The sequence below is a fragment of the Tenacibaculum sediminilitoris genome, from assembly GCF_964513795.1.
GTDB classification, from domain to species: Bacteria; Bacteroidota; Bacteroidia; order Flavobacteriales; family Flavobacteriaceae; genus Polaribacter; species Polaribacter sediminilitoris.
This window is the reverse complement of record NZ_CAZEQR010000021.1, coordinates 1-25197: the sequence shown is the minus strand read 5'-3', so window position 1 is coordinate 25197 and position 25197 is coordinate 1. Positions and strand designations below refer to the sequence as shown.

Genomic DNA, 25197 nt, shown 5'->3' with positions numbered 1-25197 from the left:
ATCAGAATGGAAATATGATTGTTGATAGAAACAAAGGAATTACAGGTATTACCTACAATCACCTAAACTTACCAGTAAATGTAACTTTAGCAGGCGGTACGATTAATTATACCTACGATGCTGCGGGTAATAAACTGAGAAAGGTAGCTAACAGTACCACTACCGACTATGCAGGTAACTATAAGTATGAAAATGGTACATTACAGTTCTTTAACCATGCAGAAGGATACGTGTCTCCTAAAAACACTAATGATATATCACAAGGATTTAACTATATATATCAATACAAAGACCATTTAGGAAATGTAAGACTATCATATTCAGACAATAACAATGATGGGGTTATTACGGCAAGTTCTGACCCAAATACCAATGAGATTATAGAGGAAAGTAACTACTATCCTTTTGGCTTAAAACAAAAAGGGTATAATGGAGCTTATAATCCGATAGGAAACTCATTAGCTCAAAAATGGGGCTATAATGGTAAAGAGTTTAATCAAGAGTTAGGGCTTAATCTTTATGATTATGGAGCAAGGAATTATGATCCTGCCATAGGTAGATGGTTTGTTGTTGATGCTTTAGCGGATGATGAAATGCAAGTTGATAAATCTCCTTATAGTTATGCTTGGAATAGACCTACAGAAGTAACCGACCCTGATGGTAACTGTCCTTGGTGTATTGGAGCTGTTGTAGGAGCTTTAACAGAATATGCTGTTCAAGCATCTATTAATTTAGCTAGCGGGGATAGTTTAGGTGATGCTTTATGGAATAACATAGATGGTGCAGATGTTGCTCTTGCAGGTGTAGAGGGAGCCTTAACAGGTGGGGCTAGTGTAGCTAGAAGATTAGTTGTTAGAACAGGTACTGAGATAGCTTCTGCTGCAATTGATGTTAATCTTAATGGAGAGACAGATGTTATTGGAACTGAGAATAGCACAAAAACAGTAGCAGGAGTTGTAAGCGATGCTACAATTGGATTAGCACTTGCAGAAGGAGGAGATAAAGTAGCTAAAAAATTAAGTGACATATCTTCAGACAAAGCATTAAAATCAGCAACATCAGACGTAAATGCAGCAGCTAAAAATTTAGATAAAGCCAATAATATTAGAGCTACAGGTAATAGTTCTCAGGCAGCAAGAGGATCTAGTGCCAAAAATGCTAATGAAGCATTTAAAGATTTTTCAAAAGCTAAACAAACAAAAGAAGTCACAGGTGTATTAAATAAGACAGTTGGTAAAGTAAGTGAAGAAACTGTAACGAGATCAGTAGCGATACCAGTTACAGGAACAACTGCTGTAATGCAACAATTTTTTCAAGATACTGTAATTCCCGTTTTTAATTTTGAGCAATAAAAAAAGAGATAAAATATTATTTATAAGTTTTGTAATACTGATAGTTTCTGGAATATTAGTAGGTTATTTTTCATCCTTAAGGGATAAATATGATTTAAATAGAAATGGACAAGAAACTATTGGTATTATAGTTGATATGGAGCATAGAGCAAAAAGAGGTATTTATATTAAGTATAAGTTTGATATTAATAAAAAATCTTATTTTAATAATCAAAAATTGACAATAAATAAGTCTAAAATTAAAATAGGAGACTCTTTCAAGGTTGTATACTCTACAACAAATCCAAATAATAGTGAAATATATTTTAATGAAAGAATCAATAATTAAAGGTGTCTTGGTGGTATTATTGATAATATCCTATCAAGGTATTGCACAACAATTTGAAGGTAAGATCGTATATAATAACTCATATGTTAGTAAGAGTAAAAATGTGTCGAATGAACAATTAACCTCTCTAATGGGAGGTACTCAGGTGTACTATTTTAAAAATGGAAATTACAAATCTGTCTTTAATGGTAAATTTATGCAACTACTACTTTATGTTAACGCTGAAAATAAATTATATAATAAGTTCTCTACATCTAATGATTATTATTGGAGTGATGGGAATGTAGAAGGTGAAGAAGTTTTAAATTATGAATTGCATAAAAAAAAGGAAACTATTTTAGGTTATTTGTGTGATGAATTAATTATTTATACACAAAAAGGAACTTATACTTATTATTTTAATACAGATTTTAAAATCAATGCTGCTCAATTTTTAAATCATAATTATGCAAACTGGAGCTTTTATACAGAAAAAGCTAAAGCATTACCGCTTAAAATAATTATGGATGTAAGTGAATTTAAATCATCTAGTATAGCGGTTGATATTGAGAGGAAAAAAATAGAAAATGATATTTTTATACTACCAAAGGGGGTGAAAATATTACCGATTACCAAACTAGAAAATAAATAATCCAAAGACCCCCGCTCCCGCTAGAATCCTTTCTAGTGGCGGTTAAGAGTAAGCAATTAGAACTTAATTTTTAAAATAGAGATAAAAGCCACGTTATAAGTTGCTTAATGGTGTTTTTATCTTCGTTTTCCATTTGTTCTACTTCCTTAAATAGATTTAGCAATTCCTTATCATCAAGTTGTTCAGCATTACGGTAATCTAGTAAACTAGTGTTTATTAAAAATGAGGTAAGAACAACTTTGTAAGTCAGATAGTTACAAAAAACATACCACTCTTTTCGAGCGATATATTATGTTCATCGAAATACTGAAGTTTTGTTATAACCTTAAAAGCCTAGGTTTATTATTGCTTAATGTGGTAAATTAATTCTAAAAAAGTTTTTTCTCCTGTTTTCTACATTTACGAATACAATATTATACTTAAAATATTAGGATGAATTATTTTTTATTTTTTTATAATTATAACGTGTCTACTATAAAAATGTAATCTACTTAACAACAAAAAAATTAATTTCATGGAATAAAGAAAAGAGATGATTAAAAATATTAACCACCTCTTTTATAAACTTGTATTTATTTCTTTAATGTTATTCTTCGAAAATTTTCATTATAATTTTTTTGATAATAATGAAAAATCTATATTATCTATTTCTCCTCCTATTTGAAGGATTATATTATCCTTACTTAAGAGTATAAAAGTAGGTGTTGATTGAATTTTGTACCTTTCAAAGGTCATATCTGTTCCACTTAAAACAGATGCTTTTAATTTATGTTTATTTTTGTACACCTTGTTCTTTTCTGGTTCAGAATTATAATTAATATAATAAACTTTAAGGTCTGGATTATTTTTTACAATTTCATTAACCTTAGTTATTGAATTAATACAATAAGGACAATCAATTTCTGAGAAAACCAATAGTGCATTAGAATTAGATAAACTTTCTAAAGTTACTAATGAACCATTTTCATCTAAAAGTTCAAGAATTGGAGCTTTTGAATTTAAATCAAGAGCTTTCTTTCTTTCTTCATTCTTTTTTTCAATTGCCTCCATTTTATCCATAAACTTTATAGTAGTCTCCAATCTACTTTCTAGGTTATTAAATTTATAATCTATTACAAAAAGCATAAATAAGATAGAAATTAGAAGTATAAAAACAACATAATATACTTTATTTTTTAATTTTGAAATAAGTATCATATTCATTTATTACAAGAACTTAAGGTTAAAGATTAGGGATATAATTATTTTGTGGATCATAATAATTCCCAACATATCTAACATTATTTGTTGATGTATTTGTACACTTTGCTCCATAAAAAACTTCTTGGACTCTATCATAAACTACCTCTATATTAGACTTTAATTTAGAATAATTAAAAGCCTTATTAGAGTCTAGCATTTGTTTAGATCTTAAATTAGGATGTAATAACATTTCTGCGGATAAAACATTCAAATCTCTTGATTTTGGTAGGTAAAAAAATCTGTCCTTTTCTCTCCACACAATTCTGGTTGAACCATATAAAATATTAGAAAAAGTGTACTTATAAAAGTAATTATGCATTACTGTCCAAGTCATAAATTTACATCTTTCTCCAGGTTTCGCTCTATAACTATCCAATGTTGGATTAATGTAAATGCTTTTACTGTATTTACTTTCTGTAGTTTCAACTTCCACTTCTTTAATAGTTTGATTTACATTATACGACCCCGTTACAGGAATCCCTAGCATTTTATATGGAACATTTATATCAATATCAAAACCTAAACTTTTATCTATAGTTGTAGATTTTTCAATCGTGAAACTATTACTTCTTGTTTCTGTATGCGTAATATTAACAGTCGGAGGCATTTCTCCACTAGAATAATTAGAAATAGAAGCTACATTACCGAGATATCCATTATAATCTTTTAATTTTTCATAACCTGATCCTTGCCCTTTATAAACCCTCCTAGTTCTAAAATGCAAATCAGTCCCAGGTATATTTGTATTTTCCCCATACCTTTTGTACCTATATGCCCTGAAATCATCTTTATCTCGTAATTTACCCATTACCATTTCGATATCCCTATTTGCGTAAATCTTTTCATTAGTATCGCTACCTGTTGTTCTCCAATCATTATACCTTCGATTAATTAAATCTGTAGCTTGAGTTAAAGTGCCACTAGCCCACCCCCATGACTTAATATCATTAGGAGTTATATATGAACTCACAAAAAAAGATAGTGGTTCTGGATTCTGTAAATCTCTATTACTTACCTTATCATGTTTTAATTTCGATTTAGTTTTTAATTGCTCCATGAATTCCTCGCTAATAACTAATTTATCTCCTGCTTTTAATTCTTTAGAAACTGTATCATCGGTCAATTCGATATTCTCCTCTAGACCATCACTGCAAGATTGAAGAAATAATGATAATAAGAATAGTAGAATGCAATTGCCTATAAAGGTAATTTTTGGTTTGTGTTTAAAATCTGAATTTGTCATAATTTAATTTTTAAAATTTCTAATGTTTTTTTGTACAATACATTTCGGCCTAACTTGTATCTGAATGTAAAATTATCTTAACCTTCACAAAAACAAATACTTAAAACCTACTAAAATGTTCTTAAACAGTAAAAAAAAAACTCAAATAGAACCTTTTTGTTTTCATTTGCTAATCATTATCAGAAGCTCTCCCCGCTAGCGCGAGCATCCTTTGCTCGTGAAGAGTAAGAGTAAGGAGTAAGCAACTAAAGATTAAATTTTAAAATAGAGATATAAGCCACGTTATAAGTTTTTATAGTGTGGTTTTATCTTCGTTTTCCATTTGTTCTACTTCCTTAAATAAATTTAGCAATTCCTTATCATTAAGTTGTTCAGCATTTCGGTAATCTAGTAAACTAATGCTTATTAAAAACGAGGTAAGAACAACTTTGTAAGTCAGACAGTTATAAATATAGTTTTTTTAAGCTACATGTATTAAATTGGCACTTAAAAATAAGTGCTATGAGATGTAAAAAATGCAATTCCAATAATTGCATCAAAAAAGGTGTTCGTATTAACAAACAACTATTTTACTGTAAAAATTGTAAGAAATATTTTCAGCTAGAATATAGCTATCAATCTTACAAAGCCTCAACAAATGATTTCATAAAAAAATTACTTAAAGAAGGTTGTGGAGTCAGAAGTATTAGTCGAATACTGAATATTTCTACTAAGACAGTTTTATCAAGAATGTTAAAGATTAGTAAACAAATTAAGATTCCATATTTTAATAAGTTCGGTTGTAAGTTTGAGGTAGATGAGCTATTTATAAAAATAGCAAATGGTAAATCACATAATTGATTAATCTATGCTATTGAGCAAAAGACTAAAAATGTTATCGGTTATAGAATTGGAGGTAGAAATACAGAAAATTTAAGATCAGTTATAGATAAAGCACTCCTACTCCAACGGATTGAATATGTATTCGAGTATTATTCCAAAAGAAATTCACAGAATATTTCAATATTGTGCGAACAGCATAGAGCGAATAAATTTAAACTTACGAACACATATAAAACGATTAAGTAAAAAAACTATTTGCTTCACAAGAAAAAAAATATTTAGAAGCCCATTTAAAATTTATTTCTAAACTTAAAACATGTTTTTAACATACTACATCTTTTAATTTACTGAAAACAAACCCACTATCCTCTCTCCTATTTTTTCGTTAATAAAAAGCTAGCAAAAACTATTTTTTCACACCTTGAATATAGTATTTTCGCACCCTTTCTTACAGAAAAAAATCACATTTCAAGAGTACGAGAACAACTATGAACGACGAAAAAAACTGGTTACAATATTATAAAAACAGCTTATCAGATAGTGAAAACTTAGCGATTGACATTAGTAAAATAAAAAACCTCTTTCATCAAAAATCATCCGATTTAAGCAACGCTATTATCAACTCCAAACAAGCTAATGAATTATTAGATGTTGAAGAACGTAAAATTAATCGATTAAAAGGAATCACTAAAAAAGATAACCCTAAGTGGCATAAGGTAGAGGAAACAAAAATATTAATTGCCCCCTTTCATTTAGTATATCAAACCGACAACACAAAATTCAAACAACGTACTATTCATCCTTTTTGGATTAGTGCTATTGTAAATCGTTCAGGACAATTATCGGCTCCAAAAGATGGATTTCCTTTAATTGTTCGCAATTATCTAACACCTATGGCAGATATTAAAAACGATTTTATCTTCTCTTCTATCGACACCGTTTTAGATGCTAAAGACCTAGACGCTCCCGATTTTGAAAACAGTGAAAATCCTATACCTTGGGATGAGTACTGGAACTATATTAACGAAGTGTTTTCTGCCATAACTTTTAGCAACTTATATCGTTATCAAGTAGAACGCTATGCCACACAATATGAACTTACTTATTTTGCATTAAGTTCTAAAATTTCTACCGCAAAAAGTATTTTATTTCTGTACGAAAACCTACTTAAAAACACGGATGAATTACCTGTACTCTCTAAAATTATCAATCCATATACAAGAAAACGACAAGAAGCCATTACCGATAACGGATTTTTAGTGTATAACCATTTGCATTTAGGGCAAATGTCAAATAAATTCCCTCTTTCCGTGAGTCAGCGAAAAACATTGTTATCGTATTTGGTAGCCGAAGAAAATGCAGTTACCGCTGTAAACGGACCTCCAGGAACTGGAAAAACTACACTATTGCAAAGTTTAGTTGCTACCGAGTTTGTAAAAGCTGCTATTAACGGTGAAGAAGCTCCAATAATTTTAGCCTGCTCTAACAACAACCAGGCAGTAACCAATATTATTGATAGTTTTATCAACTCTGAAAGTACTATGGGAGAATTAGCCAATCGTTGGATTCCTGATTTTAACGGGTATGCCACCTATCTTCCTTCCAACTCAAAAAGTGAGAAAAAACTGTCTAACATCAATTATTTAAAAGGTAATTTATTTAGTCATGAAGGAACACTCTGCAATCTAGAAAATGAAAAATATATCTCTGAAGCAGCATACTATTTTTTAACAAACTACTGTCAGTACTTCAATACCCAAACAAATTCACTTGACGATGTGTGTAACCATCTACAAGAAGAAATTATGGGTATTCAAAATATTTTAGCTGACGGAGTTGACTTTTCTAGAAACTATATAAATGCGATAAACTATATTAACAGCATACTTGTACACGAAGAAGATTTTATCGAAAAAAGTACGTTTAAAATTTCCAAACTACAAGAATGGAGAACTGCTTTAAACGATTTAAAAACAGCTACAAAAGACACCGATTTTATTGGCAAGGTAAAGCACTATTTTATTGATGAAACTCAGTTTGAAGCAAAAAATACGGAACACATTTTTAAGGCTACAGCAGAAACACTGTTGGACGCTAAAAAAGCTGCAGCATATATTAAAGAATGTATAAACAATGTAAACCTGCTAATGCAATCACATTTAAACCTAAAAAATTGGAAGTACGAAAATAACATTAAAGGATTTCCTTTTGTTTCAGAAGAACAAATGTGGGTATATGAATATGAAAAAATAAAATCTAACGATGCTACACAGCGTTTCTTTTATGATGAGTTAGATATTGGTTTACGTCATAAAGCATTCTTGTTAGCAACTCATTATTGGGAAGCCCGTTGGTTACTAGAAACCAAAGAGATGTTAGAAAAAAACACCGAAAAAGGAACAGGAGAATATGCTATTAAAGCAAAATGGAAACGAAGAGCTATGCTCACCCCTTGTTTTGTAGCTACTTTTTATACAGCACCAAGTCACTTTTTATACAGTCAATTTCAAGGAGAAAACGAAAATGGAAAAACTATTTTTGAATACTTACCACTATACAACTTTTTAGATTTGTTAATTATTGATGAAGCAGGACAGGTTACTCCAGAAGTAAGTATTCCTGTATTTTCATTAACTCAAAAAGCCTTTGTAATAGGTGATTTACAACAAATAGAACCTATTTGGTCTATTCCTAAAAAAATTGACCAAGGAAACTTAACTAGTCTTGATATTATTGAAAATCAAAATGATGCACATTTAGACGAATTAGGTTTTTTAGCTTCTAGCGGAAGTATTATGAAAATGGCTCAAAACGCCTGTGAATTTGAAACTCCATTACCCGCAAAAAAAGAACAAGGATTGGTTTTATTGGAACACAGACGATGTAATGATGAAATTATTAGTTTTTGTAACGAATTAGCGTACGATGGTATTTTAAAACCTATGAAAGGAAAAGCGAAAGAAAACCAAGCATTTCCATCAATGATGGCATATCATATAGAAGGAGTTAGTGAGCGCAAATACAACAGTCGTCAAAACATTAGCGAAGTAAAAGCTATTATTTCTTGGTTACAACAAAACAAAGAAACCATTCAAGAAGCATACGATGTAGACTCTATTGAAAGTGTGTTAGGGATTATTACTCCTTTTGCTAGTCAAAAAGGAGAATTATCAAAAGCTTTAACTGATGCAGGATATAAAGTAAGCGATATAAAACTAGGCACGGTACACGCATTGCAAGGTGCAGAACGAAACATTATCTTGTTCAGCTCCGTATACTCTAATGACGATGAAGGAACTCTTTTTTTTGAAAAAGACAACAAGCCTAACATGCTAAATGTAGCAGTTTCTAGAGCAAAAGAAAGTTTTATCCTTTTTGGAGATACCCGAATTTTTGATGAAACCAAAAACACACCTTCTGGAATTTTAAAAAGACACCTGAATATTTATGAAATGGCAAACTAATGCCACTTGTGTCAATTAAAAAAATAATTAAAAAGACTATATTTGCCCTTTAAATAAATATTTTATGAAAACGAAATTCAAAATTGCTATCCTAGCTATCATAGAATTTATTTCAAGTTCCTATGCTCAAGGTCATCATTTTAACATTACAAAAGACAGTCCATATTTTACCAACGGGCTCTGCAAATCAAGTTTCCTATATAGACTTTGGAGACATTAGATTTTGAGGTTACATGGAAATTACTTTAACTTCTAGTTTTAGTTATCAAAATAGTGTTGGAAAATACACCAAGAGATACCAAATTGGTAAAAATGTTGGGATATTATACACTGCTAACAGTGAAGTACCAACCGTTTTTGGATTAATTTCTACTCAATGGAAATTAGGTGAAGCTTTTTTAGATGAAAATAATCATTTAAAAATACCTATTTACCACTTAGTATCCACTAAAAATAATCTTACTATCAATATAACTGGGCTTTCAAAAACAAGTTTTGATAAAAACTTAATTACTATATCAACGCCTACTACTGTTGTAAATAATGAAACAAGAGACTATATAACATATAAATCACAAGTTAATATCTTAGACAAATTGGGTATTGGAACAAATGATACCAAAGGTTTCAATTTAGCCGTAAATGGAAAAATCAGAGCTAAAGAAATCAAAGTTGAAACAGGATGGTCAGATTTTGTTTTTGAAAAAAACTACTACCTAGCTACTCTTGAAGAAGTAGAAAAACACATTAAAGAAAAAGGACATTTAAAAGACATCCCTAGCGCTAAAGAAGTAGAAAAAAATGGGATCTTTTTAGGTGAAATGGATGCTAAACTCTTACAAAAAATAGAAGAATTGACTTTGTATACTATTCAGCAACAAAAGGAAATTGAAAAGTTAAAAAAACAAAATTCTAAAACAGAAAAAGAGAACGCTCTTCTAAAATCATTATTACAAAGAGTATCTAAATTAGAAGAAACAATACAAAACAATTCAAAATAACAAACATGAAAATCAAAATTGCTATTATAGCTCTTATAGGACTCAATTTAGGAATAAAAGCTCAATGGAATACTAATGGTAATAACTCAACTACTGGTATTCTTACAATGGATGGTAATTCTATAAATTTTAATACGCCTATAACCTCTGGAGGATGGGCACGAGGAAGCTTTAATGTTGCTTCAGATAAAACAACTCGATTTGGGGGAGTAGGTTTATATGGAATTGGTAATACTTCTACTCATTATTATATTGCCCATGGTACTAGTCCGTGGATTTCAGGATTAGGACTATACATCAAAACAAATGGTAATGTAGGTATTGGTACACACCTACCTAATGCAACACTGCAAATTGGTGATAGCCAAGAAACTGGAAGTCCTAGTTCTGAAATTGAAATAAAAAGGCTATCATTAGCTCCAGTAACTCATGGTGGGTCGGACTGGTTCTTTACAACACGTGATAACAATCCTAATGCAAATATGGATATCGGTTATGGAAACAACAAAGCCCTAACTTTAAGACATGATGGGAATATCGGAATTGGAGCCACCAATCCAAGAGAAAAACTAGAAGTTGATGGAAGTATAATAATAAAAGATGGTCATAATCTCTCTTGGGGAAATAAATATGGTGCTGGAATCCCTACAATAGCAGCTAATACAACATCTGGAATTCATTTTTACCCGAACGGAAGTACATTGGGTGCTACAATGAAAATTTTTAAAGATGGTAAAACTCAATTTACTAATAATATTACCGTATTAGGTAAAATAGAATCAAAAGAGATAAAAGTTACCAACACCCCTACCGCCGATTTTGTTTTTGAAGAAAACTATAATCTACCTACACTAACAGAAATTGAAAAATACATCAAAGAGAAAAAACATCTACCTGAAATTGCTTCAGCAGAGGAAATGGAAAAAAATGGGGTAAATATTGGTGATTTTCAAATACAACTTCTTCAAAAAATAGAAGAGTTAACCTTATACACCATCGCTCAAGAAAAACAATTAAAAGTACAAGAAAAGAAAATTAAAACCTTAGAAGAACAAACCAAAGAAATCAAAGAGTTAAAAGCATTAGTGCAAAAACTAATAAAAGACAAATAAAAAACGGGGCTAAATCTAGCACCGTTTTTTATTTATTTCAATAAGAACAATTAAAACTCTGTAATCGTTTTCTTGATTATTGCAATACAATCTCTTAATTGCTCTTCGTTCATTACTAATGGTGGTGCAAAACGAATAATATTTCCATGTGTTGGTTTTGCTAACAATCCGTTGTCACGTAATTTTAAACAAATATTCCAAGCAGTTGAGCTATCTTCAGTATCGTTAATTACAACAGCGTTTAATAACCCTTTACCACGTACTAACGTTACCAACTCATTTTCTTTAGCAAACTCCGCTAACTCCTCTCTAAATATTTTACCCAAACGCTCAGCATTTTCAGCTAACTTTTCATCTTTAACTACCTCTAAAGCTGCCATAGCTACCGCTGCAGCAACAGGATTCCCTCCAAAAGTAGAACCATGGTTACCAGGTCTAATAACATTCATAATGTCATCGTTTGCTAATACTGCAGATACTGGATATGCACCTCCACTTAATGCTTTTCCTAAAATTAAAATATCTGGCTGTACATTTTCGTGGTTCACTGCTAATAATTTTCCTGTACGTGCAATACCTGTTTGTACTTCATCTGCAATAAATAATACATTATACTTTTCACATAACGCTTTCGCAGCTGCTAAATATCCTTCAGAAGGCACATACACTCCAGCTTCACCTTGAATAGGTTCCGCCATAAAACCAGCAATATTGTCATTGTTTTCTAAAGCTTCTTCTAAAGCTTGTAAATTATCATATTCAATTTTGATAAACCCTTCGGTAAATGGTCCAAAATTCTTACGAGCTACAGGATCGTTTGAAAAAGAAATAATCGTCGTTGTTCTTCCGTGGAAGTTATTCTTACAAACAATAATTTGCGCCTCATTCTCCTCAATTCCTTTTACTTCATACGCCCATTTTCTACATATTTTTAAAGCAGTTTCAACAGCTTCAGCACCTGTGTTCATTGGTAATAATTTATCAAAACCAAAGTATTCAGTTGCAAACTTTTCATACTTCCCTAACATATCGTTATAAAAAGCACGAGACGTTAATGTTAATGTTTGCGCTTGGTTTACCATTGCTCCCACTATTTTTGGGTGGCAGTGCCCTTGATTTACTGCAGAGTAAGCCGATAAAAAATCATAATATTTTTTTCCTTCAACATCCCATACATATACTCCTTCCCCTTTACTCAATACTACTGGTAATGGATGGTAGTTATGTGCTCCGTATTTGTTTTCTAAGTCAATCGCTTGTTGCGAAGTTAATTGGTCTAAAACAGCCATTTTTCTTAATTTTTTAAAATTTATAAAATAACCATTCCTTATCTACCTTTATCCTTTCGAAAAAGAAGTTTCGAAAATTCAGCGTGGGAAAGAAATCATCCCTAAAAACAAAAATATTAAATTTAAGTGACTTTCATAGGTTTTAAAGGGTCTAAAAATATAAACAACATAACTTTTTTATGGTTTACCATAAAGCCATAGTTAATCAGTTTTTTTTTTACCTTTAAAGAAATTAACTAAATATCATTTTATGAAAAAAATCTTATTTTTATTACTGCTTTCAATAGCTGTAATCGGGTGTAAATCTACGTCTGTAACAAATACAAAATTAGACAACAAAACGGAGCGAATGCTAAAAGGTAACTGGGCTATTACAGCTGTTAATTTCCCTGGTTCTGAATACTTAAAAGTTAACGCTTTTAATATTGAAGACTCAAACTGCTTTGTTGGTAGTAATTGGAGCTTTATTTCAAACAATAATGAAGGGCAAATGAGCTTAAACAATCCAAGCACAAATTGTAAAGACTTTAGTTCTCCTATTTCTTGGTATGTTAATAAAGATGGAAACTTTGTATTAAAAATTATTAACAACCACAAAGCTAAGGACGTTAATAGCGGGTACATTTTAAAATTAAATAAGGTAACCGAAACTAGTTTTGACTTAATTGACAAAGTTAATGTTGCAGGACAAGTAAAAGATATTACATATTCATTTCAAAGACAATAATTAATAGAAACATTATGAAAAAATCAATCATTTATAGTTTATCAATATTATTTTTAGCAGGAACCATTTTTACTTCTTGTAAATCTATTCAAAATGCTAACAATACTCAAAAAGGAGCCGTTATTGGTACCACAGCGGGAGCCGTTATTGGTGCTGTTATTGGTAATAATGTAGGAAGTGGAAAAAACTCAGAATTAGGCGCTGTGCTAGGTGGTGTAATTGGTGGTGTTGCTGGTGGTGTAATTGGTAACCAAATGGATAAACAAGCTCGTGAAATTGAAGAAGCTTTACCAGGTGCAGAAGTTGAAAGAGTTGGTGAGGGTATTAAACTTATTTTAGGTGAAAATGCTGTTCGGTTTGCTACTAACAAGGCTACTTTAACATCTACTGCACAAGCTAATTTAGATAAATTAGTACCTGTATTTAAAGATTATGAAAATACTAATATTGTAATTTACGGTTATACAGATAGTACTGGTAAAGTTGAATACAACCAAACTCTTTCAGAAAAAAGAGCTAACTCTGTAAGAAGTTATTTAGCTAGTAAAGGATTAAACAACAGTCGTTTTGATACTAAAGGGCTAGGTGTTAAAGATCCTATAGCAACCAATGATACTGCTGAAGGAAGAAGTAAAAACAGACGTGTTGAATTTGCTATTGTTGCTAACGAAGAAATGATAAAAGAAGCTAAAAAAGAAGCAGGTCAATAAAAAAACCTTCATAACAAGATAAAAGACTACTCTAAATGAGTAGTCTTTTTTTTACCTTCAAACCATATCTTTTCCTAATTTTGCACACTATAAATTATATAAAATGCCAAGAAGAGAGCGAAATAAATTTGTAAAAAGAGGACAAATCATTGAAATTTTAATTGAAGATTATGCCTTCGGCGGAAAAGGAATTGGAAGAATACGTTCAGAAGAAGGTGTTTTTGTAGTTTTTGTTCCAAATACACTACCAGGACAATTAGTAAAAGCACGTGTAGATAAATCAAAAAAAAAATATGCCGAGTGTAAGTTAATTGATGTTTTAAAACATTCTGATGATGAAGTAACTGTTCCTTATCAAGACATTCCTGGAGCTCCTTACATCCAGTTACCTATTGATTTACAACACAAATACAAACAAGAAAGTACCTTATCATTATTTAAACGTATTGGTAAAGTTGAGAATATTGAAGATTTGTTTGATGAGCTTATCGCTTCTCCTAATGTATTTCACTACCGAAATAAAATGGAATACGGTTTTTCTGCTATTGGCTATGACCGTAAAAACAAAACCGATGTTGATGAATTTACCTTAGGTTTTAAGCGTCGTGGTGTTTGGTGGATGGGTGATAATCTTGATAAAGATTCTGGTTTATTTGACAAACAAGTTGAAGATAACATCAAAAATATTAGAGAATATTGTGTAAACACAGGCTTAGCTCCTTGGCATGGCCCTAAAAAAGAAGGTTTCTTTAGGTATTTTGTAGTACGTAAATCATATAAAACTGATGAATTATTATTTAATTTAGTAACCACTTCTCACGATTTACCTAAATTCGATTTAGAAAAATTTGCTAACTATTTAGTAGAATTATTTGGTAATAGAGTCGCTGGTTTACTACACACTATTAATGACGAAACTGGCGATAGAACCATCGCAACTTCTGGAAGTATTCAATTAGTATATGGAAAAGATAAAATTGTTGAAGAGTTATTAGGTTTAAACTTTGAAATTAGTATGAAAAGCTTTTTTCAAACCAACCCTAAATCTGCCGAAAAACTATATACCAAAGTAGTAGACTATGCGTTAGAGAACAAAGATGCAATTGACAATACCGTAGTGATGGACTTATTCTGTGGTACTGGAACCATTGGGCAAATTATTGCTTCAAAGTCAAATAACACTAAAATTGTTGGTGTAGATATTGTAGCTTCTGCTATTGAAGATGCTAAGAAGAATGCAAAACGAAACAATATTGAAGGTTTACAATTTTATGCAGCTGATGTAGGAAAGTTTTTAAATGAACACCCACAATATAAAAACAAAATAAGAACTATTATTTTAGATCCAGCTCGTGCAGGAATTGCACCAAAAACGCTTAAAAAAATCATAAACTTAAATGCTGATAGAATGGTTTATGTATCTTGTAACCCAGCAACACAAGCGCGTGACACAGAAGAGTTGATGAACAACGGATATCAATTAAAAAAGATTAGTTTAGTAGATCAATTTCCGCATACCTCACATATAGAAACTGTTGTTTTATTTGAGAAGTAATATCGTTGAGTTGATTCATTTAACTGTTTAAAGGTTTATTTGCTATGAAAATTTATTCTTTTGAAAAATTAGAAGTTTGGAAAGAAAGTATCTCACTAACTAAAAACGTATATAGTTTAACTGATAGCTTTCCCATAAATGAAAATTTCGGATTAACCTCACAGCTAAGAAGAGCTACAGTTTCAATAGCCTCTAACTTAGCAGAAGGTACAGCACGAAAAAGTAATAAAGATAAAGCACGTTTTATTACTATTTCTTATAGTTCAGCAATGGAGGTGTTAAATCAACTCATAATCTCAAGAGAACTAAACTATATTTCTGAAAAAGATTATATTTTAGTCAGAAAAAAGCTAGAAAAGATAAGCAATATGTTAAACGCATTAAGAAAATCTCAACTTAACGCATAAACAACTAAACAGATAAACAGATAAACAGATAAACAGATAAACAGATAAACAGATAAACAGATAAACAGATAAACAGATAAACAATTATATGAAAAAATACATTGCGCTATTCATAATCATAGCAAGTTTAATAGCTTGTGAAAAAGATGATTTCTGTACACAAAACCCTGTGACTCCTAATTTAGTCCTTCGCTTTTACAATATGGACAACACGAATGATTTAAAAAATGTAGAACGTTTATCTGTAATTGCAGAAGGGAAAACCGATAGCCTTTTTACCAATAGGACAGCAGATAGTATTGCTATTCCTTTAAATAGTTTATCCCAAAAAACAGTATATACATTAAAAATGAATGATGTAGATGGTAATATAGCAAATAACCAAACGGCTACGCTTACTATTGAATACACCCCTGAAGACGACTATGTGTCTCGTTCGTGTGGTTTCAGAGTTATTTTTAAAGATGTTAACTTAAGTCATTCTGGTTGGATAAGCAGCTTATCTACTAATCAAATTCCTTTAATCGATAATCAAGCTAGCGCCCATGTACAAGTATTTCATTAATTTATGTTTTCTATTAATATTTGTGAACGGATATTCACAATTGAATACTACAGAAACAAAAAAGGATACTATCACTTATAAAACTGGATACGGTTTACGTATAGGTGCCGATATTAGCAAACCAGTTCTTACTATTGTTGATAAAAGTTACAGTGGTTTAGAATTAGTAGGTGATTATAGAGTATCTGAAAAGTGGTATGTTGCAACTGAGTTAGGATATGAAAAAGAAATTACCTTTGAAGACTTTACTTCATCAACTTCAAAAGGAAGTTATATTAGGTTTGGCGCTAATTATAATGCATACGAAAACTGGTTAGACATGAATAATGAAATTTATGTAGGTATGCGTTATGGGTTTGCTATGTTTGACCATACTTTAAACAGCTACACACCTAACGTATCTTCAGGTTCAGAAGGCACAACACCTTATTTTCCTTCAACTCCTTCTATACAAACACCTATAACAGACACGGGGTTAACTGCGCATTGGACTGAATTGCAATTAGGTATAAAAGTCGAAACTTTTAAAAACTTGTTTATTGGTTTTAGCTTTTCATATAAAATCATGTTAAGTATTGACGACCAAAAAGGATTTAAAACCTTATATGCCCCTGGTTTTAATCGTGTATTTGAGAGTAGTACAGGCTTCGGATTTAATTACACAATATCATACTTAATCCCTTTTGTTAATAAATAAATTATCAGCATACACTTGATTTCACTAACTTTACAGTCTGAATAATAAAACTTATTAACAATGAATAAAATCCCAAGCGTAAACTTAGCAGATTTTTTATCAGATGATGCAGAAAGAAAACAAAAATTCATCAATGAAATTGGTGACGCTTATGAGAATATAGGATTTGTAGCCTTAAAAGGGCACTTTTTAGACGATGAATTAGTAGACAATTTATATACTGAAATCAAAAAGTTTTTTGATTTACCTACAAATATAAAAGAGAAGTATGAAATTCCAGGTATTGGAGGTCAAAGAGGATATGTTTCATTTGGTAAAGAAAGTGCAAAAGGAAAAAAAGAAGGAGATTTAAAAGAGTTTTGGCACTTTGGCCAGTATGTTGATGCAGACTCAAAATACGCAAACGAATACCCCGAAAATGTAATTGTTGAAGAACTTCCTGACTTTAATAAAGTTGGTAAGGAGGCATACCAAATGTTAGAAAAAACTGCCAAATACGTTTTACGTTCATTAGCGTTACATTTAGAATTAGAAGAAACATATTTTGATAATTACATCAAAAATGGAAATAGTATTTTACGTCCAATTCACTACCCTCCTATAACTACTGAACCTAAAGGCGCTGTAAGAGCAGCTGCTCATGGTGATATTAACTTAATTACATTACTAATGGGAGCCCAAGGAAAAGGCTTACAAGTACAAAACCATAAAGGAGAATGGATTGATGCTATAGCCGAAGATGATGAATTAATGATTAATGTTGGCGATATGTTATCACGTCACAGTAACAACAAATTAAAATCAACAATTCACCGTGTAACGAACCCTCCAAAAGAATTATGGGGAACATCACGTTATTCAGTTCCGTTTTTTATGCACCCTGTTTCTGACATGAAACTAAATGTTTTAGATAACTGTATTGATGAAAACAACCCTAAACAGTTTGAAGATATTACTGCAGGTGAGTTTTTAGATGAACGTTTACGCGAATTAGGATTGAAAAAATAAATTTAATGGATTTACAAGATCAATTAAAAAACCTATTCCCAGATCATCAGTTTGAAGAAAAATCTGAAGAAAAAAAACCTGATGTCTGGCTACAAGAAGAACCTATTCTTTGTAAATATGAAAAACGCAAAGGAAAACCCGTTACCATTATAGATGGCTATAACGGGGCTACACAAGACTTTAAAAAACTTGCTAAAGAAATTAAAACCAAGTTAAGTGTTGGTGGTAGTTTTAAAGATGATAAAATTATTATTCAAGGTGATTATAGAGATACTATAATGCAACTTTTAAAAGATAAAGGATTCAACGTAAAACGCGTTGGTGGATAAGTAAAAATGTCGAGAATTTTATTCTTCGACATTTTTTTTATATTTACAACTTTTGTAAAGTGTTAAATACCATCTAATAAATAATAACGTATAAAATAAACCGTTTATTTTATATAAAGAAATCAACTAATTCCCTAAAATCATGAAACATTCTTTATTACACATAACCAATGGAGATCTCACAACTCAAAGACTTCAAAAATTAAATATTGAAGGCGATATTATTACATGGCGTGAAATGTTATGTGAAGGAAAAACATCAGTAGATGTAGGTAGTGAAGATTTTTGGAAAACACGTTTTGATTTTTTTAAAACTACCTATAAAGTTACTAAGAAGAAGTTTATAGATTATACCCTTAAAGAATACCGCAACCTTTGTAATCAAAAACAACAAGAAGAGATTGTTTTATGGTTTGAATACGATTTGTTTTGTCAAATAAACATGTTAGCAGTAATCAGTTGGCTAAAAAGATATCGTAAAAATCACAAAATCTCTTTAGTAACAAGTGGTAAAGTAGATAACTCTAAAAAATTATATGGTTTAGGTGAATTATCTGATAACCAATTAAAAAAGCACTTTAAAAATAAAATAGAACTTTCTCAAGACGATATAGAGTATGCCGATTATATCTGGCAACTATACTGCTCTGATAGTCCATTACCCCTTGAAAATGCACATAAATTTAATCCTAAATCACCATTCGTATATTTAGAGAGTGCTATAAAAGCTCATTTACTTCGCTTCCCTTCTATTGAAAATGGGTTAAATCACCTAGAAAACAATATTTTAAAAATAGCCAACGAACATACATTTGCGAACCAAGATGAATTTATAGCCAACTTATTAACGCATCAAGAAAACTACGGATTTGGTGACATTCAATACATTAACAAACTTGAAAGCCTTAAAAAGCTTTTTACCTCTTTTAATCCTGTAAAACTTAGTAAAACAGGAAAAAAAGTACTACTAAACCAAACGAACTATTATGCTAAAATTCGTTCTGATTTTTCGTACCTTGGTGGCGCTAAAAAATACAGCTATCTCTATGTAAACTCTACTGATAAGCTGTTAAAAATTACATCGTAAATGAGTATACAACATTCTGAGCTCATCTTAAATCCTGATGGTAGTATTTACCATTTGAACTTAAGACCTGAATACATTGCCACCGATATTATTTTTGTTGGAGACCAATATCGTGTTGATAAAGTTACCAAATACTTTGATACTATAGAATATAGTACCCAAAAAAGAGAATTTAAAACTACTACGGGTACCTATAAAGGAAAAAGAATTTCTGTAATTTCTACAGGAATAGGTTCTGATAATATTGATATTGTTTTAAACGAGTTAGATGCTTTAGTGAATATTGATTTAAACACTCGCCAAATAAAAGAAAAACATACCGCTTTAAATATTACAAGAATTGGAACTTCTGGTTCTTTACAGACCGATATCCCTGTTGATAGCTTCTTATTAAGCTCTCACGGATTAGATTTAAACGGAATGCTACAATCTTATAAAGCAAATGAAATTTCACATCCTGATATTGAAGAGGCCTTTATTAAACATACCAATTGGAGTGTTAAAAAATCATATCCTCTAATAATTTCTAATGGCAAAGAACTAGAAACTAAATTACTATCTGATAAGGTGTTTAAAGGAATTACAGCAACTGCAGGTGGTTTCTACGGACCACAAGGACGTGTATTACGCTTGCCTATACAGGATCCCGATTTAAATAAAAAAATAGACAGTTTCAAATATAAAAATCATCGAATTACTAACCTAGAAATGGAAACTTCTGCCATTTACGGATTAGCAAAATTACTAGGTCATAATGCTGCTTCAATGAATGCTATTATTGCCAACAGAGCTAACGGAACGTTTAGTGAAGATCCGTATAAAGTAGTTAACGAATTGATTATTTATACCCTAGACAAATTAGTTGAATAAATGCTAAAGTTAAAAATAGGTGGTGTTCCAGAGCACTTTAATTACCCATGGTACATCACTTTAAAAAACAAAGAATACACCAAAGAAGGTATTAACCTACGCTGGGAAGATTACCCTGGAGGTACAGGAGCTATGGCGAAAGCTTTACGCTCAGGTGAAGTTGACATTGCCTTAGTACTTACCGAAGGAATTATAAAAGATATTATTAATGGGAATCCATCAAAAATTACACAAACCTTTGTGAAAAGTTCGCTCGTTTGGGGAATTCATGTTGCTGCGAACTCTAAATTTAAAACAATTGATGATTTAGAGAATGCCACAGTAGCCATTAGCCGATTTGGTTCTGGCTCACAACTCATGGCTATTGTAAATGCTCATAACAATGGTTGGGACATTAATAAATTACAATTTAAAGTAGTTGGAGATTTGCAAGGTGGAATTGATGCTTTAACTAACGGAGAAGCCGATTATTTTATGTGGGAACACTTTACCACCAAGCCATTAGTAGATAATGGTACTTTTAGAAGAATTGGTAACTGCCCTACTCCATGGCCTTGTTTTGTAATTGCTGTTCGTAATGAAATACTAGAAAACCATTTTGAGGAAGTAAAAAAAGTACACGATATTATTAATAACTGTACTAAAGAATTTAAAGACTTTGATAATATAGATGAAATTCTGGCGAATAGATATGAACAACAACTAGATGACATTCAAAAATGGTTATCTATTACTGAATGGAATGATGGTGAACCTGTTACCGAAAATTTAATTACGGACATACAAAATAAAATGGTAGCATTTAACGTTATTGAAAAGAAGGAAAATTCTGGTGACTTGATTAGAAATATGTATATTTGATTTTTATTAAAACAGAGAATGATGAAAAGAGTCGTATTTATTGCAATTTGTACTGTTAGTTTATTAGGTTTTTCTTCTTGCGGAAGTACTAGTCCATGCGGTTTAGCTAAAACTAATACAAACAAACAAAAACAACATCAACAGCAAGAGATAGTAGTAGTTGCCGATGCAACTGAAATAGTAATTGCTGAATAAACTGGTGTTTCTTTATTCAAATTCAATAAATCCGCTTTTTTAGGCGGATTTTTTTACTTTACTATAATTTCTTCCAGTAAAGTTCCTTTTTCAAAAGCAAATTTGATAGTAAACATTAATATAATTTCCATTCCAGTAATAACATAATACATTTTTTTTCTTTTTTCATAATATAATTTAGCTTTAATAATTAATTTTTCTTTTTTAACATAGGCACAAATCTAAAACCACCTAACTCATGTTTTTCAAACTCTTTGGGTGATTTTCTTATAAAAAGTGTCATTACTTGCTCTTTATCTCCCACAGGAATCAACAACCTACCTCCTACTTTAATTTGTCCTAATAATGCTTTAGGTACATAAGGAGCCCCAGCTGTTACAATTATTTTATCAAAAGGAGCTTCTTCTGGTAAACCTTTATAACCGTCTCCAAAAATAAATCGCTTAGGTTTATACCCCAATTTTGGTAAAAACATTGAAGTTTTTTTAAACAGCTCATGTTGTCTTTCTATTGAAAACACTTCTGCACCCAATTCTAACAGCACTGCTGTTTGGTATCCAGATCCAGTTCCTATTTCTAATACTTTATCACCTGGTTTTACTTCTAACACTTGTGATTGAAATGCCACCGTATAAGGTTGGGAGATTGTTTGTTCAGCAGCAATAGGAAAAGCTTTGTCTTGATACGCGTGTGCTTCAAAACTACTATCCATAAACAAATGTCTTGGAATTTTTCTGATAGCCTTTAACACTTTTTCGTCATTAATTCCTTTTGCTTCTAAAACGTTTGCTAATTGATTTCTAAGTCCTTGATGTTTGGTTGTGTCCTTCATTCTTATATTACTCTACCAATAGGAGTTACTAGTTAAATTACTATAAAACCTATTATCTCTTATTTAAAACACCCATTATGGGTCTCATTAATTATAAAATTTCGGCAGGATAAAAGTAGTAATAAATCTGTATAAAAGTGTATCTTTGTTTGCGTTGATTTTTTGTAGAAATCATTTCTTTTTCAACAAACCAATCAAATAACTAATAATCTTTCACTTATGTTAAAAGCTGGAGTTTTAGGCGCAGGTCACTTAGGAAAAATCCATTTGCGTTTGTTACAACAATCAGAAAAATATGAATTAGTAGGGTTTTATGATCCTTTTACAGAAAACGCACAAAAAGTAGCTGATGAATTTGGTTATAAATTATTCGATTCAGTAGAAGCATTAATTGATGCTGTTGAAGTAGTTGATATTGTCACTCCAACGCTTTCTCATTTTGATTGTGCTAAACAAGCTATTGAGAAAGGAAAACATATTTTTATTGAAAAACCTATTACCAATACTGTATTAGAGGCAGAAGCTATAAGAACTTTGGCTAGTCAATACCATGTACGTGGACAAGTTGGACATGTTGAGCGTTTTAATCCTGCTTTTATGGCTGTAAAAGACTTGATTGACACACCAATGTTTATTGAAACACATCGTTTAGCTGAATTTAATCCTAGAGGAACAGATGTGCCTGTAGTTTTAGATTTAATGATTCATGATATTGATATTATTTTATCGGTTGTAAATTCAAAAATAAAAAACATACATGCTAGTGGTGTATCCGTAATTTCAGAAACTCCTGATATTGCCAATGCTCGTATTGAATTTGAAAACGGGTGTGTTGCTAACCTAACAGCAAGTAGAATTTCAATGAAGAATATGCGTAAGAGTCGTTTTTTTCAAAAAGACGCTTACATCTCTGTGAACTTTTTAGAAAAGCAATCGGAAGTTGTTAGAATGAAAGATGTACCAGAGAAACCTGATGAGTTTGCTATGATTTTACAAAATGCTGAAGGTGTTAAAAAGCAGATTTATTACGACAATCCTGAAGTAGTTACTAACAACGCTATTTTAGATGAGTTAGAGTCGTTTGCAAATGCTATTCTTAATAACACTACCCCTATTGTTTCTTTAAGTCAAGGTACTGAATCTTTACGTGTAGCACATCAAATTATAGACTGTTTTTAAAAAATGAATTCTCTTAGAGCGTTTGGTTCTTTATTATACTTTATAATATTCTTTGGAGGATTATATTTTTTATGGAATAATGGGAACATAGCTTTCTTTTTTGGTAAAACTAAAAAAGTAAACACTCAAATTGACTCTATAAAGATAGTTGATGAAATTAAAGACATAGGATTTCATTAAAAAATTTATTATCAATATTATTTTGAAAACAGAACATACAACTCAAACTTTAGAAATAAGGCTACGATGTAGGAGTCAATTCAAAAAAATGATAGTTTGCAACTAAAAATTTCAAATAATAATCCGCAAAATAATAAAGTAATTGGAGTTTATTTCTCCTACTATTAAAACACACAACAACATGAAAAATATCGCCGTAATAGGAGCAGGAACAATGGGGAACGGAATTGCGCATACGTTTGCTCAATTTGGATACAATGTTCAACTTATCGACATTTCGCAAGCTTCCTTAGATAGAGGTTTAGCAACCATTACTAAAAACTTAGACAGAATGGTAGCGAAAGAAAAAATTACTGAAGACGATAAAAATAATACCTTAAACAACATTACTACACATACTTCTATTAAAGAAGGTGTTCAAAACACTAGTTTAGTTGTTGAGGCTGCTACTGAAAATGTTGACCTAAAACTTAAAATCTTTAAAGATTTAGATGAAGCTTGTGATGAAGATACCATTTTAGCTACCAACACTTCATCAATCTCAATTACTCAAATTGCAGCAGCTACCAACAGACCAGAAAAAGTAATTGGAATGCACTTTATGAACCCTGTGCCAATTATGAAATTGGTTGAAATCATTAGAGGGTACAACACTTCTGATGAAGTAATGGCCTTTACAGTTGATTTAACTAAGAAAATTAATAAAGTTCCTGTTGAAGTAAATGATTACCCTGGTTTTGTTGCCAACCGTATTTTAATGCCAATGATTAATGAAAGTATTGAAACTTTATACAACGGTGTTGCTGGTGTTGCTGAAATTGATACTGTAATGAAACTAGGAATGGCACACCCTATGGGACCTTTACAATTAGCTGATTTTATTGGGTTAGATGTTTGTTTATCTATCTTAAACGTAATGTATGACGGATTTAAAAACCCTAAGTACGCTCCATGTCCGTTATTAGTAAACATGGTTACAGCAGGTAAGTTAGGTGTTAAATCTGGTGAAGGTTTTTACGATTATTCTGAAAGTAGAAAAGCTGAGAAAGTAGCGAAAATGTTTTCGTAAACTTTAGCTTACAACCATATAAAAAAAGGGAAGTTTTTAATTGGAGCTTCTCTTTTTTATTTTCTCTTGGTATTCATTTAAACAATTCTTAAAACTTGGCAGTAATTTCTCTTCTTGAACCTTCATATCTTCTTTACTAATCTCAATGTATTCTTTTTGTGTAAAGTTCTTCTGTATTTTGTCTATTGAACACTCACAATAACCTCCTATTTCTTTCATCCTTTTGTAGGCTTCCCCAAAAACAGGACAGTTATAAATTCGAATTTACTAACTTTAAATTCAAACTGTCATTATGAAAATCAGCAAATTTAGCGAGAGTCAAATCATTAAGGCTCTCAAGGAGAATGAACAAGGAAGATCTGTAGGAGATTTATCCAGAGAATTAGGTATTGATAAGAGTACATTTTATTACTGGCGCAAGAAATACGGCGGCATGGAAAAG

General features: G+C 31.1%; 27 protein-coding genes and 1 pseudogene. 23 read left to right on the top strand and 5 right to left on the bottom strand.

The genetic code is table 11. From position 1 onward, the window contains the following. The 3 genes from ACKTSW_RS07055 to ACKTSW_RS07045 form a co-directional block, all read left to right on the top strand. The coding region (locus tag ACKTSW_RS07055) for an RHS repeat-associated core domain-containing protein (protein ID WP_408024573.1) at positions 1 to 1352 on the top strand (1352 nt) is incomplete at its 5' end. Then, on the top strand, positions 1342 to 1680 hold the full coding sequence (locus tag ACKTSW_RS07050) for a DUF3592 domain-containing protein (RefSeq protein WP_408024572.1): 339 nt from the start codon (positions 1342 to 1344) through the stop codon (positions 1678 to 1680). The genes ACKTSW_RS07055 and ACKTSW_RS07050, both read left to right, overlap by 11 nt. After that, positions 1661 to 2311 (top strand): hypothetical protein, encoded by a 651-nt coding sequence (locus ACKTSW_RS07045; protein ID WP_408024571.1) that lies wholly within the window; start codon positions 1661 to 1663, stop codon positions 2309 to 2311. The genes ACKTSW_RS07050 and ACKTSW_RS07045 overlap by 20 nt, the downstream gene beginning before the upstream one ends. Before the next feature lie 606 nt (positions 2312 to 2917). Here ACKTSW_RS07045 and ACKTSW_RS07040 read toward each other — a convergent pair. Together ACKTSW_RS07040 and ACKTSW_RS07035 are read right to left on the bottom strand one after the other, a co-directional pair. Next, entirely contained in the window at positions 2918 to 3370 is a 453-nt protein-coding gene (locus ACKTSW_RS07040; protein ID WP_408024570.1) for a TlpA family protein disulfide reductase, read from the bottom strand. A 163-nt stretch (positions 3371 to 3533) separates the two neighbouring features. Further along, positions 3534 to 4676 carry a hypothetical protein gene (locus ACKTSW_RS07035; RefSeq protein WP_408024569.1) on the bottom strand — a complete coding sequence of 381 codons (1143 nt, stop codon included), beginning with the start codon at positions 4674 to 4676 and terminating at the stop codon, positions 3534 to 3536. A 621-nt stretch (positions 4677 to 5297) separates the two neighbouring features. Between ACKTSW_RS07035 and ACKTSW_RS14305 the strand changes: the two are divergent. From ACKTSW_RS14305 to ACKTSW_RS07015, 4 genes and pseudogenes are all read left to right on the top strand, one after another. Next, a pseudogene (locus ACKTSW_RS14305) lies at positions 5298 to 5944 on the top strand (IS1 family transposase). A 162-nt stretch (positions 5945 to 6106) separates the two neighbouring features. Beyond that, the gene (locus ACKTSW_RS07025; RefSeq protein WP_408024567.1) at positions 6107 to 9082 is read left to right on the top strand and encodes a DEAD/DEAH box helicase; all 2976 of its coding nucleotides are present in this window, start codon (positions 6107 to 6109) and stop codon (positions 9080 to 9082) included. A gap of 233 nt (positions 9083 to 9315) precedes the next feature. Further along, on the top strand, positions 9316 to 10083 hold the full coding sequence (locus ACKTSW_RS07020; RefSeq protein WP_408024566.1) for a hypothetical protein: 768 nt from the start codon (positions 9316 to 9318) through the stop codon (positions 10081 to 10083). A 5-nt stretch (positions 10084 to 10088) separates the two neighbouring features. After that, on the top strand, positions 10089 to 11195 hold the full coding sequence (locus ACKTSW_RS07015) for a hypothetical protein (RefSeq protein ID WP_408024565.1): 1107 nt from the start codon (positions 10089 to 10091) through the stop codon (positions 11193 to 11195). Between the two features lie 50 nt (positions 11196 to 11245). Here the strand turns inward: ACKTSW_RS07015 and rocD are convergent, their stop codons facing one another. Next, positions 11246 to 12484: an ornithine--oxo-acid transaminase gene (rocD, locus tag ACKTSW_RS07010; RefSeq protein WP_408024564.1), complete on the bottom strand. Its 1239-nt coding sequence runs from the start codon at positions 12482 to 12484 to the stop codon at positions 11246 to 11248. A 250-nt stretch (positions 12485 to 12734) separates the two neighbouring features. Here rocD and ACKTSW_RS07005 point away from each other — a divergent pair, with 250 nt between their 5' ends. From ACKTSW_RS07005 to ACKTSW_RS06950, 12 genes are all read left to right on the top strand, one after another. Further along, complete coding sequence (locus ACKTSW_RS07005) at positions 12735 to 13211, top strand: hypothetical protein (RefSeq protein WP_408024563.1); 477 nt, start codon at positions 12735 to 12737, stop codon at positions 13209 to 13211. 14 nt (positions 13212 to 13225) lie between these two features. Further along, positions 13226 to 13921 carry an OmpA family protein gene (locus ACKTSW_RS07000; RefSeq protein WP_408024562.1) on the top strand — a complete coding sequence of 232 codons (696 nt, stop codon included), beginning with the start codon at positions 13226 to 13228 and terminating at the stop codon, positions 13919 to 13921. A gap of 103 nt (positions 13922 to 14024) precedes the next feature. Then, the gene (gene rlmD / locus ACKTSW_RS06995; protein WP_408024561.1) at positions 14025 to 15476 is read left to right on the top strand and encodes a 23S rRNA (uracil(1939)-C(5))-methyltransferase RlmD; all 1452 of its coding nucleotides are present in this window, start codon (positions 14025 to 14027) and stop codon (positions 15474 to 15476) included. A gap of 44 nt (positions 15477 to 15520) precedes the next feature. After that, entirely contained in the window at positions 15521 to 15883 is a 363-nt protein-coding gene (locus tag ACKTSW_RS06990) for a four helix bundle protein (protein WP_408024560.1), read from the top strand. A gap of 88 nt (positions 15884 to 15971) precedes the next feature. Further along, complete coding sequence (locus tag ACKTSW_RS06985) at positions 15972 to 16448, top strand: DUF6452 family protein (protein ID WP_408024559.1); 477 nt, start codon at positions 15972 to 15974, stop codon at positions 16446 to 16448. 22 nt (positions 16449 to 16470) lie between these two features. Next, on the top strand, positions 16471 to 17145 hold the full coding sequence (locus ACKTSW_RS06980) for a DUF6048 family protein (RefSeq protein ID WP_408024558.1): 675 nt from the start codon (positions 16471 to 16473) through the stop codon (positions 17143 to 17145). Between the two features lie 60 nt (positions 17146 to 17205). Further along, positions 17206 to 18153: an isopenicillin N synthase family dioxygenase gene (locus ACKTSW_RS06975; RefSeq protein WP_408024557.1), complete on the top strand. Its 948-nt coding sequence runs from the start codon at positions 17206 to 17208 to the stop codon at positions 18151 to 18153. A gap of 5 nt (positions 18154 to 18158) precedes the next feature. Further along, positions 18159 to 18482 (top strand): translation initiation factor, encoded by a 324-nt coding sequence (locus tag ACKTSW_RS06970; RefSeq protein ID WP_408024556.1) that lies wholly within the window; start codon positions 18159 to 18161, stop codon positions 18480 to 18482. 142 nt (positions 18483 to 18624) lie between these two features. Further along, entirely contained in the window at positions 18625 to 19569 is a 945-nt protein-coding gene (locus ACKTSW_RS06965) for a DUF1835 domain-containing protein (RefSeq protein WP_408024555.1), read from the top strand. Further along, positions 19570 to 20439, top strand: coding sequence for a nucleoside phosphorylase (locus tag ACKTSW_RS06960; RefSeq protein WP_408024554.1), 870 nt, complete (start codon positions 19570 to 19572; stop codon positions 20437 to 20439). Then, on the top strand, positions 20440 to 21300 hold the full coding sequence (locus ACKTSW_RS06955; RefSeq protein ID WP_408024553.1) for a substrate-binding domain-containing protein: 861 nt from the start codon (positions 20440 to 20442) through the stop codon (positions 21298 to 21300). 21 nt (positions 21301 to 21321) lie between these two features. Continuing rightward, a complete protein-coding gene (locus ACKTSW_RS06950) occupies positions 21322 to 21495 on the top strand; it encodes a hypothetical protein (RefSeq protein WP_408024552.1) in 174 nt (57 codons plus the stop codon). 190 nt (positions 21496 to 21685) lie between these two features. On the opposite strand, the gene ACKTSW_RS06945 is transcribed toward ACKTSW_RS06950, so the two are convergent. Continuing rightward, positions 21686 to 22327, bottom strand: a complete 642-nt coding sequence (locus ACKTSW_RS06945) for a protein-L-isoaspartate(D-aspartate) O-methyltransferase (protein WP_408024551.1) — start codon at positions 22325 to 22327, stop codon at positions 21686 to 21688. A 219-nt stretch (positions 22328 to 22546) separates the two neighbouring features. On the opposite strand from ACKTSW_RS06945, the gene ACKTSW_RS06940 reads away from it, so the two are divergent. The 3 genes from ACKTSW_RS06940 to ACKTSW_RS06930 all read left to right on the top strand — a co-directional run bounded on the left by ACKTSW_RS06940 (position 22547) and on the right by ACKTSW_RS06930 (position 24755). After that, entirely contained in the window at positions 22547 to 23506 is a 960-nt protein-coding gene (locus tag ACKTSW_RS06940) for a Gfo/Idh/MocA family protein (RefSeq protein ID WP_408024550.1), read from the top strand. Positions 23507 to 23509: 3 nt separating this feature from the next. Beyond that, positions 23510 to 23686: a hypothetical protein gene (locus ACKTSW_RS06935; protein WP_408024549.1), complete on the top strand. Its 177-nt coding sequence runs from the start codon at positions 23510 to 23512 to the stop codon at positions 23684 to 23686. A gap of 181 nt (positions 23687 to 23867) precedes the next feature. Further along, positions 23868 to 24755, top strand: a complete 888-nt coding sequence (locus ACKTSW_RS06930) for a 3-hydroxyacyl-CoA dehydrogenase family protein (RefSeq protein WP_408024548.1) — start codon at positions 23868 to 23870, stop codon at positions 24753 to 24755. Between the two features lie 36 nt (positions 24756 to 24791). On the opposite strand, the gene ACKTSW_RS06925 is transcribed toward ACKTSW_RS06930, so the two are convergent. Continuing rightward, a complete protein-coding gene (locus ACKTSW_RS06925; protein ID WP_408024547.1) occupies positions 24792 to 24974 on the bottom strand; it encodes a hypothetical protein in 183 nt (60 codons plus the stop codon). Between the two features lie 73 nt (positions 24975 to 25047). On the opposite strand from ACKTSW_RS06925, the gene ACKTSW_RS06920 reads away from it, so the two are divergent. Continuing rightward, the coding region (locus ACKTSW_RS06920) for a transposase (protein ID WP_408024270.1) at positions 25048 to 25197 on the top strand (150 nt) is incomplete at its 3' end.

Excerpts from the sequence above, each read along its gene's own strand:
- ACKTSW_RS07045 (WP_408024571.1), top strand. The coding sequence starts at position 1,661 with ATGAAAGAATCAATAATTAAAGGTGTCTTGGTGGTATTATTGATAATA.
- ACKTSW_RS06985 (WP_408024559.1), top strand. The coding sequence starts at position 15,972 with ATGAAAAAATACATTGCGCTATTCATAATCATAGCAAGTTTAATAGCT.
- ACKTSW_RS06935 (WP_408024549.1), top strand. The coding sequence starts at position 23,510 with ATGAATTCTCTTAGAGCGTTTGGTTCTTTATTATACTTTATAATATTC.
- ACKTSW_RS07020 (WP_408024566.1), top strand. The coding sequence starts at position 9,316 with ATGGAAATTACTTTAACTTCTAGTTTTAGTTATCAAAATAGTGTTGGA.
- ACKTSW_RS07015 (WP_408024565.1), top strand. The coding sequence starts at position 10,089 with ATGAAAATCAAAATTGCTATTATAGCTCTTATAGGACTCAATTTAGGA.
- ACKTSW_RS06955 (WP_408024553.1), top strand. The coding sequence starts at position 20,440 with ATGCTAAAGTTAAAAATAGGTGGTGTTCCAGAGCACTTTAATTACCCA.
- ACKTSW_RS07000 (WP_408024562.1), top strand. The coding sequence starts at position 13,226 with ATGAAAAAATCAATCATTTATAGTTTATCAATATTATTTTTAGCAGGA.
- ACKTSW_RS06960 (WP_408024554.1), top strand. The coding sequence starts at position 19,570 with ATGAGTATACAACATTCTGAGCTCATCTTAAATCCTGATGGTAGTATT.
- ACKTSW_RS06945 (WP_408024551.1), bottom strand. The coding sequence starts at position 22,327 with ATGAAGGACACAACCAAACATCAAGGACTTAGAAATCAATTAGCAAAC.
- rocD (WP_408024564.1), bottom strand. The coding sequence starts at position 12,484 with ATGGCTGTTTTAGACCAATTAACTTCGCAACAAGCGATTGACTTAGAA.
- ACKTSW_RS06950 (WP_408024552.1), top strand. The coding sequence starts at position 21,322 with ATGAAAAGAGTCGTATTTATTGCAATTTGTACTGTTAGTTTATTAGGT.
- ACKTSW_RS06990 (WP_408024560.1), top strand. The coding sequence starts at position 15,521 with ATGAAAATTTATTCTTTTGAAAAATTAGAAGTTTGGAAAGAAAGTATC.
- ACKTSW_RS06975 (WP_408024557.1), top strand. The coding sequence starts at position 17,206 with ATGAATAAAATCCCAAGCGTAAACTTAGCAGATTTTTTATCAGATGAT.
- ACKTSW_RS06970 (WP_408024556.1), top strand. The coding sequence starts at position 18,159 with ATGGATTTACAAGATCAATTAAAAAACCTATTCCCAGATCATCAGTTT.
- ACKTSW_RS06925 (WP_408024547.1), bottom strand. The coding sequence starts at position 24,974 with ATGAAAGAAATAGGAGGTTATTGTGAGTGTTCAATAGACAAAATACAG.
- ACKTSW_RS06930 (WP_408024548.1), top strand. The coding sequence starts at position 23,868 with ATGAAAAATATCGCCGTAATAGGAGCAGGAACAATGGGGAACGGAATT.
- ACKTSW_RS06965 (WP_408024555.1), top strand. The coding sequence starts at position 18,625 with ATGAAACATTCTTTATTACACATAACCAATGGAGATCTCACAACTCAA.
- ACKTSW_RS07005 (WP_408024563.1), top strand. The coding sequence starts at position 12,735 with ATGAAAAAAATCTTATTTTTATTACTGCTTTCAATAGCTGTAATCGGG.
- rlmD (WP_408024561.1), top strand. The coding sequence starts at position 14,025 with ATGCCAAGAAGAGAGCGAAATAAATTTGTAAAAAGAGGACAAATCATT.
- ACKTSW_RS06940 (WP_408024550.1), top strand. The coding sequence starts at position 22,547 with ATGTTAAAAGCTGGAGTTTTAGGCGCAGGTCACTTAGGAAAAATCCAT.
- ACKTSW_RS07025 (WP_408024567.1), top strand. The coding sequence starts at position 6,107 with ATGAACGACGAAAAAAACTGGTTACAATATTATAAAAACAGCTTATCA.
- ACKTSW_RS07040 (WP_408024570.1), bottom strand. The coding sequence starts at position 3,370 with ATGGATAAAATGGAGGCAATTGAAAAAAAGAATGAAGAAAGAAAGAAA.